This window comes from Candidatus Aenigmatarchaeota archaeon (genome assembly GCA_016932615.1).
GTDB lineage: Archaea > Aenigmatarchaeota > Aenigmatarchaeia > QMZS01 > QMZS01 > JAFGCN01.
Map to the genome: position 1 here is coordinate 39,378 of JAFGCN010000017.1, position 9,893 is coordinate 49,270.

10 protein-coding genes and 3 tRNA genes are annotated in these 9,893 nt (G+C 46.7%); 8 read left to right on the top strand and 5 right to left on the bottom strand.

Going from position 1 to position 9,893, the window contains the following annotated elements; genetic code table 11:
- Positions 1–5 precede the first annotated feature (5 nt).
- Both JW727_04550 and JW727_04555 read right to left on the bottom strand, forming a co-directional pair.
- Positions 6–195, bottom strand: a tRNA-Arg gene (locus JW727_04550).
- 38 nt (positions 196–233) lie between these two features.
- The gene (locus tag JW727_04555; GenBank protein MBN2095294.1) at positions 234–962 is read right to left on the bottom strand and encodes a hypothetical protein; all 729 of its coding nucleotides are present in this window, start codon (positions 960–962) and stop codon (positions 234–236) included.
- 82 nt (positions 963–1,044) lie between these two features.
- Between JW727_04555 and JW727_04560 the strand changes: the two genes are divergently transcribed.
- Complete coding sequence (locus JW727_04560; GenBank protein ID MBN2095295.1) at positions 1,045–1,611, top strand: acetate--CoA ligase family protein; 567 nt, start codon at positions 1,045–1,047, stop codon at positions 1,609–1,611.
- 70 nt (positions 1,612–1,681) lie between these two features.
- Entirely contained in the window at positions 1,682–2,278 is a 597-nt protein-coding gene (locus JW727_04565) for a hypothetical protein (GenBank protein MBN2095296.1), read from the top strand.
- A gap of 117 nt (positions 2,279–2,395) precedes the next feature.
- On the opposite strand, the gene JW727_04570 is transcribed toward JW727_04565, so the two are convergent.
- A tRNA-Gln gene (locus tag JW727_04570) sits at positions 2,396–2,576 on the bottom strand.
- 299 nt (positions 2,577–2,875) lie between these two features.
- A complete protein-coding gene (locus JW727_04575; GenBank protein MBN2095297.1) occupies positions 2,876–3,847 on the bottom strand; it encodes a flap endonuclease-1 in 972 nt (323 codons plus the stop codon).
- Positions 3,848–3,898: 51 nt separating this feature from the next.
- Between JW727_04575 and JW727_04580 the strand changes: the two genes are divergently transcribed.
- The 5 genes from JW727_04580 to JW727_04600 all read left to right on the top strand — a co-directional run bounded on the left by JW727_04580 (position 3,899) and on the right by JW727_04600 (position 8,194).
- Positions 3,899–4,013 (top strand) — tRNA-Phe (locus tag JW727_04580).
- 132 nt (positions 4,014–4,145) lie between these two features.
- Positions 4,146–5,957 (top strand): glutamine--fructose-6-phosphate transaminase (isomerizing), encoded by a 1,812-nt coding sequence (gene glmS, locus JW727_04585; protein MBN2095298.1) that lies wholly within the window; start codon positions 4,146–4,148, stop codon positions 5,955–5,957.
- Positions 5,958–6,054: 97 nt separating this feature from the next.
- Positions 6,055–7,326 (top strand): translation elongation factor EF-1 subunit alpha, encoded by a 1,272-nt coding sequence (gene tuf, locus JW727_04590; protein ID MBN2095299.1) that lies wholly within the window; start codon positions 6,055–6,057, stop codon positions 7,324–7,326.
- Between the two features lie 98 nt (positions 7,327–7,424).
- A complete protein-coding gene (locus JW727_04595; GenBank protein MBN2095300.1) occupies positions 7,425–7,604 on the top strand; it encodes a hypothetical protein in 180 nt (59 codons plus the stop codon).
- Between the two features lie 92 nt (positions 7,605–7,696).
- Positions 7,697–8,194: a hypothetical protein gene (locus JW727_04600; GenBank protein ID MBN2095301.1), complete on the top strand. Its 498-nt coding sequence runs from the start codon at positions 7,697–7,699 to the stop codon at positions 8,192–8,194.
- Positions 8,195–8,215: 21 nt separating this feature from the next.
- On the opposite strand, the gene amrS is transcribed toward JW727_04600, so the two are convergent.
- Positions 8,216–9,202 carry an AmmeMemoRadiSam system radical SAM enzyme gene (amrS, locus tag JW727_04605; protein ID MBN2095302.1) on the bottom strand — a complete coding sequence of 329 codons (987 nt, stop codon included), beginning with the start codon at positions 9,200–9,202 and terminating at the stop codon, positions 8,216–8,218.
- A gap of 19 nt (positions 9,203–9,221) precedes the next feature.
- Here amrS and JW727_04610 point away from each other — a divergent pair.
- The coding region (locus tag JW727_04610) for a hypothetical protein (GenBank protein MBN2095303.1) at positions 9,222–9,893 on the top strand (672 nt) is incomplete at its 3' end.

Consider the following 9,893-nt stretch of genomic DNA (forward strand, 5'->3'; position numbering starts at 1 on the left):
TGTTTTGCCTCTGCGGGGAATTTCGCTTCAACCCCCTGCCTTAGGGTTATTTGAGGGCTGTTTTTTCGAACCCCGGATCACCTCCTAGCTGCCATTTGATTCCAAGAAATTTTTTCTTGGGGTTGTCAGACCTTTAGCCAATTAAGCTGAAGGGATGACCGCAGGGAAGCATGTTATCCACTACACTACAGAGGCATAAATTTATTGCCTGAAAATTGATTAAACGTGCAAATTCAGCTCGCTTGACTGTTTGCAAGGCCCGCAAGAGGGTCAGTAGGGGTGTTTTCGCTTTCAGACCTCTCGATTTCCTTTTTTATTTCCTCCATTTCCCTGACATCTATATCGATGTCTTCGAATATAATTTCCTGGTGGACAGAAACCTTCTGCTGGTTTGCCAGGTGAAGCATGGCGACAAAATACTTTGCAGACTCCAGCTGCTCTTTTCCTTTTGTGATGGTGTAGTAGGTAGTTTTCCTTATTTTTCTTAGCTCCCTGTAGACCCTGTCGACATAGTTGTCTATGTCAAGCTCCAGGAGCTTTTTTATGTTCTCGATTTTGTGCTCCTTGTTTATGCGTATTTCTTCTTTTACCTGCGTGTCCTTTACAATCTTTCCAAGGGCGTAAGTAAGCTCTTCGAAGGTGATGTTTCGCACAGGTATTCTCTTGATAGGCATTTCAAGCAGGTTGATGCCGTTTATGTCAAGAACTTCCGGGATTCTTTCCTGGACCGGCTTTTCCATAAGCGTTTCTGACTTCATCCTGAGAAGGACTGCTGAGATGAGTATAAACCTTGCCGGAATCCTGAAGTTTATGGTCTCAAGCTTTGAAAGGTGCTCTACAAGGGCTTCGGAAAGCACCACAATGTTTATGTTCCAGAGGTCCATGCCTTTTTCGAGCACTATTTCTTTCAGGGCGGACTCCCAGTCGGAACCATTGACTATCAAATCCAGAACTTTGTCCATAATCAAACATATTTGTATTTTTATGCCATGCTTCTGCGCCGTCTGAGCATTTTTGAATATTCCTAATATATAATATACCTTTATGGACCTCCTCGAATGCCTTAACTTTCTGAAGGATAACGGAATCAGCATAGCGAGCACTAAGCATGTGCGGGGCATGCCTGAGGAGTTTCCTGTAGTGCTCAAGGCAAATGTTTTGGAGCACAAGTCTGAACAGAACCTGGTGCGGATTATACACTGCCCTGGGGAGTTTGGCGAGGCGTGGCACAAGATGGGAAAAACCCAGGACATACTGGTTCAGGAGAGGGTTTCCGGCATAGAGCTGATACTTGGAATACATACGGATGAGACCTTTGGCAAGGTGATAATGGCTGGGGCAGGAGGCATATTTACCCAGGTCATGATGGACGTTTCCTTCCGTGCAGTCCCGCTAACAAGGCAGGATGCCTCAGAGATGATAAAAGAGCTTAGGATTTACGAGGTCCTGAAGGGCTTTCGGGGCAAAAGCTATGACTTGTCCCTCGTGGAGGACGCGATACTGAAGCTTTCAGAAATCGCAGAAAACCACCCTGAGATTAGCAGCCTGGACATTAACCCCTTCATAATCAATGACCGACGGGGCGTGGCAGTTGACTGCAGGATATTTTGAAAGCCCTACTGTTGTAGTGCTATTGTCACGCTCTTTGGTATATTAATAAGCCACCGGAAGGGAGTTTATTATGGCAAAGGCGGTAACTCGGGAAGATGTACTGGATAGGGTAGCCCTTTTTGGCTTTCCTAGGGTTTCTGGTTTCAGGGAGCCGTTTCCTGTAAGAGAGGGGCTTGGTTTTGTTTTACCCCGGTATGTGGAATATGCTCCCAGGTATGTGGCAGCGGGAGACGACGTGCTTCAGACGCCAGGTTGCGCCTTGGAGCTTTATCCTGACCTGTCGGGTACCAGGCCTGAATGGTACCCTTATGGATTTGACTTTGCCGGTTTGAAGGAGGACAAGTTTCCAAAGGGAAGCGATTTTGATTATGATGTTATTGGTGTGGGAGTAATTGGAGGTTTAATAGGTCCCGCAAGGACTGCATTTAAGTTTCCTGGAGAAGTCGTAAGAGGGGTAGCACAACTTGAGGGTTTGGATTCAAGCGGCACAACCCTCTACAAAGTGCTTAATTTTGGCAAAGGAAAAACGCTAGGGGATATACTGCCTACCGTAGAAAAGGTATTGGGGGCTGGAGAGGAACTTGAGAGGATAGCTAAAAGAAGGATTGATGAACAGATGCGTGCAGAGGTCAGGTCTGTGGTGGAGGAATTTCAGGACCTTAAGTAGATTAGGGAGTAGTTTGATGAAATATAGCCCCGCACGGTCAGTCCTTCTTTCTTAAAAAGAAAGAAGGTCCGACACCACCAAGAAAGAACTGCCCTCTTTGGCTAAATTGTTAATTTATAGCCCCGCGCGGATTCGAATTCCGCGAAAAGTTTTCTTTTGGGGGTTGTAAGACCTTTTCTTATCAAGAAAAGGGATTTCCGCGGTCACAGGCTAGCTTCAATCATTGGCTAAGGATTTCTCCCGCCTCAAACCTTTGATTTCCAAAGGCCTGTATGCTTGGCCGCTACACCACGGGGCTATAAAATAAAATACCTTCAAAATTATGAATATGTGGCAAAAACTCAAGGAAATCCGGAAAACCTCCAAATTCCTGAAGGTTACCCCCGAGCAGGCACCTAGTACCTTAAGAAGGTTCAAGAAAGAGATTGAAGAGAAGAAATAATGCTTGAATAGTTATATTTAGATTATTGATTATTATAGTCATTGTTTTTGACAGGATACGGTAAGTGGTCAAACCCTCCAGTTTGTCGAACTGGCGCCTAAGTGACTTCGTGGGTTCGAATCCCACTCCTTATTCGATTGCCTAAAGGCTCTTAGTCAAAACCCAAGTAAATTCGTCTGCGCCGGCTTTTTCATTTCGAGCTTGTCAAGACCTTTGTTTACCCTATCTTCCGAGAAGTCATGCTCCTTGCAGAGAAGCCCGATTACCTTTTCCCTGTCGGGCCTGCCAAAAACAATATCATAAGTTTCTTCTACGGGTGGGTTCATGAAAAACTCGAAGAGGTCCTCCATTTCTATCTCGAACTCCCAAGCCACCTGCTTTTTTATCTCTTCAAGCGTCCCGAATTTTTCGACCAAGGCAAGGGCTTTTTTCGGTCCTATCCCTGAGACTCCTTTGGGGTTATAGTCGGTTCCCACGAGAAGGCCGATCATTATCAGCTGCTTTCTTGTGAGCTTTTGCCGGGCAAGCTCAATCATCTGTAGGGTTTCTGCCTTTGAAACTGACAGGTTTCGGATAGTCTTCGGGCAGCCGAAAAGAAGGGAATCAAAATCCTGTGTTACGGCGGCATATGCCTTTCCGTCCTGGCAGATTTTGGCGCACTGGGCCTCCCCCTCGCTTTTTGCCTGAATCACAGGGATTCCCATGCACTCCAGAAGTTTTTTGCTTTCCTCCACCATCTCGTCGGAAACGACTGCGCTTCTCTGGGCGTACTTTCTTGCCTCCTCGAGCCGCCCCTCCTCCATGGCTTTTTCCCACTTCTCTTTGGCATTCGTTCTTGCCTCCATCCTGCTGTCAAGCTCGGACCTTTTTGCTTCTGGGGGCTTGCCGTCAAAGACATAGACCAATTTCAGCCCCCTCTCCAGGAAATTGATGTTCCTGTAGAAGAGCCCCGACAAGTGGCTTGTTACCTGGCCTTTTGAGTCCATAAGGGGCGTTCCGTCCGCCTGGCGGATGTTTCCAAGGAACTGGTAAATCATGTTGAGCGCGTCTATTGCGAGGACTTTGCCTGAAAGGGAGGGCAGTTCAATCTGCTCGGAGACCAGAATTTCCGAAATGTTGACACCCATAATATCTGATTCTGGGGCTTATTTGATTAATTTATTTCCACCTTACTTTATGGGGCGGTAGCTCAGCTTGGGAGAGCGCACGGCTGAAGCATCCCTGAAAGGGCCAATAGGGTCATTTTGGGACTTAGTTACCGTGATGTCGTGGGTTCAAACCCCACCCGCCCCATCCTCAAGACACTCGGATAATCGCTAGAGGAAGCAATTCAATTATAATGCAACGTTGTGGGATGCACCGTATTATCCAGTATGCCCTATTTAGTAATATGCTCCTATATATGCCAAATTTTCAAGGTCATTCATGTGCGGCATAATTGGGTACATAGGCAGAAGGGAGGCATTTTCAATCCTTATATCGGGGCTTCAGCGCATGGAGTACCGGGGATATGACAGCTATGGCTTTTGCGTGCTTGACCGGAATGCCAATCCCCATCTATTCAGAAGGGTCGGAAAGGTTTCGGATTTGGATAAAAGTTTGCCTGTCGGAACTCATTCGGGGAATCTTGGCATTGCGCATACACGATGGGCAACCCATGGTGAGGTTACAGAGAAAAATGCCCACCCGCACACGGACTGTAAAAACAATGTTTTCGTTGTCCATAACGGGATAATTGAGAATTACAAGTATTTGAAAGATGGACTGGTCCAGGAAGGCCACAAATTTTCTTCCGATACCGATACAGAAGTCGTAGCACACCTTATAGAGAAGTTTTTCAGCGGAAATCTTGAAATTGCGGTAAGAAAAGCGTTAAACTGCATCAAGGGAACATATGGCTTGGCGGCAATATGCCGGCAGGACCCAGGCAAGATTGTTGCAGCGCGCTGCGGAAGCCCCTTGCTGATAGGTATCGGGGAAAAAGAGCTCCTTGTTGCCTCTGACCCTGCTGCAGTGATTGCCCATACAAGGAAAGTAATCTATCTTAATGAGGGCGAAATGTCAATTCTTACTCCGGAAAGCCACTTCATATTTACCGAGAGGCCTTTTCGGGAGATAGAGTGGAAACTGGCAGATGTGGAGAGGGGCGTCCATCCACATTATCTGCTAAAGGAGATACTGGAGCAGCCGGAGAGTATCAAAAACTGCCTTAGAGGCCGGCTTATGCCAGAAGAAGGCAGAGCCCAGCTTGGAGGCCTGAAAAATTTTGAGGAGCGTCTGAAGGAAATTGAGAGGATTTATGTTGTGGCATGCGGCACCGCAAGGCATGCAGGGCTTATTGCAGAGCTGATGTTTGAAGAATATGCTGGCATTACGACCAAGGTGGATGTTTCTTCCGAGTTCAGGTACCGCAAGTCGACTATAGACCGAAAGTCCGCTATGCTTGCAATCTCCCAGTCGGGAGAAACTGCGGATACGCTTGCTGCAATAAGGGATGCAAAGGCAAAGGGGATTCTGACACTAGGCATTACAAATGTAATTGATTCGACCCAGGCAAGGGAAACCGATGCAGGGCTCTACACTCATGCCGGGCCCGAGATAAGCGTCGCTTCCACAAAGGCCTTTACGACGCAGCTGGCGGTTCTTTCACTGATGACCCTTTACCTTGGGAGGCAGAGGGGGCTTTCACGTGAAGATGGGAGGAAAATTACCCTGGAACTGGAGAAGATTCCGCAGCTTGTGCAGCAAACAATCAACAATTGCTCTTCTATGAGGGTACTTGCAGAGAAATACAAGGGCTTTGAGAATTATCTCTATCTTGGCAGGAAATATAGCTATCCAGTTGCAAGGGAAGGCGCCCACAAGATTAAGGAAACAGCATATGTGCATGCCGAGGGATGCCGGGGCGGAGAACCAAAGCACTGCGAGTTGGCTCTTGTGTCCGAAAAGTTTCCCTGTGTCTGCGTTGTCCCAAGCGACAGCGTGTATCGGAAGATGATTTCCAATATGGAGGAAGTAAAGGCCAGAAAGGGAAGGATTCTTGCCATAGCGACGGAAGGAAACAATGAAATAAAGACTATCGCTGATGATGTCCTATATATACCAAAGACAATTGAGATGCTGACCCCCATCCTTAGCACGATTCCCCTGCAGCTATTTTCATATTATGCCGGGGTCGCGCGGGGCTGCGAGATAGATAAGCCCAAAAATCTGGCAAAGTCAGTGACTGTAGAATGATTTACTGCAACTTACCCCCCAAAGCACTCATTCTAGCTGCACAAAACCCCCTTTCACCGTAAATTCCTTATTTATATTTTAGAAGGGTAGTATAGGTATGGCATCAAACAAGACACATGTGAATCTAGTAACGATAGGTCACGTCGACCACGGAAAGAGTACATCTGTAGGACGGCTCCTTTTCGACAGCGGCGCTGTTAGAGAGGAGACCATGAGAAAGCTAAAGGATGAGGCAAAAGAAAAGAAAAAGGAAACCTTTGAATTTGCTTTCGTAATGGACAGCTTGAAGGAAGAGCGAGAAAGGGGCGTAACGATAGACGTAGCATTCAAGAGTTTTGAGACTCCAAAATACTACTTCACTATTATCGACGCACCTGGCCACAGGGACTTTGTTAAGAACATGATTGTCGGTACTTCTCAGGCAGATGTAGCCATCTTGGTTGTTTCTGCAAGGGAAGGAATCCAGGACCAGACCAAGGAGCACGCGTTCCTTGCAAAGATTCTTGGAATCAACCAGGTAATCGTGTCAATTAACAAGATGGACGCTGTGGAGTACAAGCAGGACCGATTCAATGAAATCAAGGGACAGGTTGAGAAGCTTCTTACTGGCGCAGGATTCAAGCCAGACACAGTTAAATACATTCCTGCTTCCGCATACGTTGGAGACAACATAGCAAAGAAGAGCACCAACATGCCTTGGTACACCGGACCTACAATATTGGAGGCCTTGGACCAGATTACCCCACCTCAGAGACCTACGGACAAGCCGCTTCGGCTTCCAGTTCAGGATGTTTATTCCATTACTGGTGTCGGTACGGTTCCAGTAGGCAGGGTTGAGACAGGCACTGTCAAGCCAAACCAAGCGGTACTCATAATGCCTGGAGGCGTTAAGGCAGAGATTAAGTCCATCGAGATGCACCACCAAGCCCTTACAGAGGCGAAGGCGGGTGATAACATTGGATTTAACCTCAGGGGAGTCGGCAAAAATGACATCAAGAAAGGTGACGTTCTTTGTGACCCTAACAGCCCGGCAACAGTTGCAGAGGAGTTCACGGCGCAGATTATTGTCCTGAACCACCCCACTGTGATTGCGGCAGGTTACACCCCGGTGTTCCACGTGCACACCGCCCAGGTTACCTGCACAATTACCGAGATTGTCAAGAAGATGGACCCCAAGACAGGTCAGACCGTTGCTGAACATCCAGACTACATAAAGACTGGTGACGCTGCAATCATCAAGGTAAAGCCAACAAAGCCCATGGTAATTGAGACGCAGAGCACATACCCTCAGCTTGCAAGATTTGCACTGAGAGATATGGGTCAGACCGTTGCTGCAGGCATCTGCATAGATGTTGTACCTAAGAAGTAATTTTGAACTGTTTTTTCTATTTTAATGTTTCTATCCAGATTATCGACTATCGTTTTAGATTTCACCAAGAGATTTATTATTTTTCTTTATGAAAAAGTATGTTCCTGACATTTAGGGAAGGGCATTGTCCCGTTTGCGGGATAATGGGAGAAAAGGACGGACACTACCTAAGGTGCATAAACTGCGAAACGCTCTTTTCGAAGTTCGGAATACTTCAGGAACCATTTGAAGGTTCACTCCCCTTTGAGGAGTTCGATGAAATCTTCCAGGACAACTAATGGCGAAAAACGGCTCTCTTTGAACGGCAAAGGAAGCTTACAGAGGGGTACTTATGCTCAATTTGTTTTTATTTATTAGGAGATTTACTGTTATGGGATTTGGCTTTTTGAGTAAAAAGCGCGATAAAAAACAAGATTATGCCTCCGGTTGGTTGATTTGCCTGACTGTGGTTTTGCTGCTTTTTATTGTCTGGACAGTGAGTAGCGTCTATGAGATTGGCCAGTCTGTCAGTTGGCTGGGCAGTGAAGCGTCCTCTGGGTTTGAAATGGCAGAGTTTGAGCGGGGCTGCGAAATTCTTTCGGAAGTTTACGGGTGCAGCGAGGAGGCAGTATCGCGGGTAGAGCCCTCCTACTCCGGGCAGCATACGTTTGGGCCATTAGACAACTGGAATTTTCTTAATGTTTGCAAAGGGTACCTTAACAACCCGCTTGCTACTCCAAAAGACTGCATAAATGCCTGCTGGAGGTGTTCTGGCATTGCGCCCGGAAGCAGCTGCGTTACAGATGAAGACTGCTACCTTTTGCTTGGAGACACGTCACGATGTGTCTTGTTGGAATCTGGCTCTGGCCTATGTACCTATAAGGAATAAGGTGGGGCGGATTATAAAACATTAAGCATAAACCCCCGCAAGCTTTTTGCCGCATTTTTTGCATGCTTTTGGGGGCGGAGTAATTTTATATCCTGACCTGGAAACCATAAGCTCGCCGCAGGAAGCGCAGAGAGTATCTCTGCTAAGGTCTTCAGGAATATTTCCCAGGTAGACGTGGTCCAGGTTTTTCTTTGCAACCTTATGCAGTTTTTTGAGTGTTTCAAGGGGCGTTGGAGGAACGTCAGTCATCAGGTACATCGGGAAAAATCTGGAGATGTGGAGGGGCGTTTCTCTTCCAAGATTTTCGCTTACCCATTCTGTAATTTCACCCATCCATTTTTCAGAGTCATTGTGGCCAGGGATTATAAGCATAGTTATTTCAATCCAGACCTTTCGCTTTTTGTATTCCTTAAGGGCTGATAGGACTGGTTTCAAGGAGGCAAGGCAGAGTGAGCTGTAGACCTTCTCGTCCCCTTTTATGTCCACGTTTACTGCATCAAGGTACTTGGACATTTTTGCAATTGGCTCCTTTTGGGTATATCCATTTGAGACCCAGACGTTTTTGAGCCCCTGCCTTTTTGCAAGCTTCATCACATCAAGGGCGTACTCGTAGAATACGGTTGGCTCGGTGTAGGTATAGGCAATGGACTGGCAGTTGTTTTTCCTTGCTGCCTCAACCACTTCTTTTGGCCCAGTATTTTTTCCAAATATCTCTTTGGGTTTTGAGATGTCGAAATTCTGGCAGAACTTGCAGGCCAGGTTACATCCCACGGTTGCAATTGACAGGGCTCTTGTTCCTGGCAGGAAGTGGTAGAATGGCTTTTTCTCGATAGGGTCTACTGCAATTGAGCATAGCTTTCCATAGACAAGCGAAAACAGCTTTCCTTCAATGTTCTTTCTTACGGAGCAGAATCCTGCCTTTCCTTCGCCGATAAGGCAACTTCTTGCACAAAGCTGGCAGCGGACCTTTTTTTCGGGAAGCTTTTCGTAAAATAGGGCTTCTTTCATAAGATATATAGATTATATTATGAACTGCTGTTGCAGAGTTTCCAATATCCAAAAATATTCTTTGCTGTTCCTGCTGGCTATTTTTGGCTTGGCGCTTGTATTTGGCGAAAGCATTCTGCTGGACTTTGTCTACCCGACCGAGCAGAATGCAAGCTCCATAAACCACCCATGGTTTGAGATTAACACAACGATAGACACGGGCAACTTTAGCGAATTTATCCTTAACTGGAATGGGAGCAACACTAGCTACACCAACGCTTCCCCAGAAATAAGCTCTTACAACTCCAGCAGGTATTTGTTCTACAAGAACATATCTGGCCTGTCTGAGGGCACATACACATATTATGCTTGGGCTAATGACACGGACAATAACCTTACTCAAACAGATGAGCGAATAGTTACCATTGACCTTACAGCGCCCACCTTAACAAACCTCGCTCTAAACGACACCTCACCCTTAGCCGCAGGAAACGTAACCTTCACACTTGACTTCTCCGAAGAGATGAACGTTTCAGTCAGCCCAATCGTCAAAATACAGAACACCTCCGAGTACACAATAACCGCAACCGGCTGGTCAAACTCAACCAGATGGGTTGGCTGGTATAACTTCACAATCTCCACCGGTGACGGAAACTACACAATCAACGTGACCGGCGCAGAAGACTTGGCAGGAAACTTGATGGTGCCTGAC

Bases quoted from the DNA above. Each gene is read 5' to 3' on its own strand.
- JW727_04600 (MBN2095301.1), top strand. From the start codon at position 7,697: ATGGGATTTGGCTTTTTGAGTAAAAAGCGCGATAAAAAACAAGATTAT.
- glmS (MBN2095298.1), top strand. From the start codon at position 4,146: ATGTGCGGCATAATTGGGTACATAGGCAGAAGGGAGGCATTTTCAATC.
- JW727_04575 (MBN2095297.1), bottom strand. From the start codon at position 3,847: ATGGGTGTCAACATTTCGGAAATTCTGGTCTCCGAGCAGATTGAACTG.
- JW727_04565 (MBN2095296.1), top strand. From the start codon at position 1,682: ATGGCAAAGGCGGTAACTCGGGAAGATGTACTGGATAGGGTAGCCCTT.
- JW727_04555 (MBN2095294.1), bottom strand. From the start codon at position 962: ATGGACAAAGTTCTGGATTTGATAGTCAATGGTTCCGACTGGGAGTCC.
- JW727_04595 (MBN2095300.1), top strand. From the start codon at position 7,425: ATGTTCCTGACATTTAGGGAAGGGCATTGTCCCGTTTGCGGGATAATG.
- tuf (MBN2095299.1), top strand. From the start codon at position 6,055: ATGGCATCAAACAAGACACATGTGAATCTAGTAACGATAGGTCACGTC.
- amrS (MBN2095302.1), bottom strand. From the start codon at position 9,202: ATGAAAGAAGCCCTATTTTACGAAAAGCTTCCCGAAAAAAAGGTCCGC.
- JW727_04560 (MBN2095295.1), top strand. From the start codon at position 1,045: ATGGACCTCCTCGAATGCCTTAACTTTCTGAAGGATAACGGAATCAGC.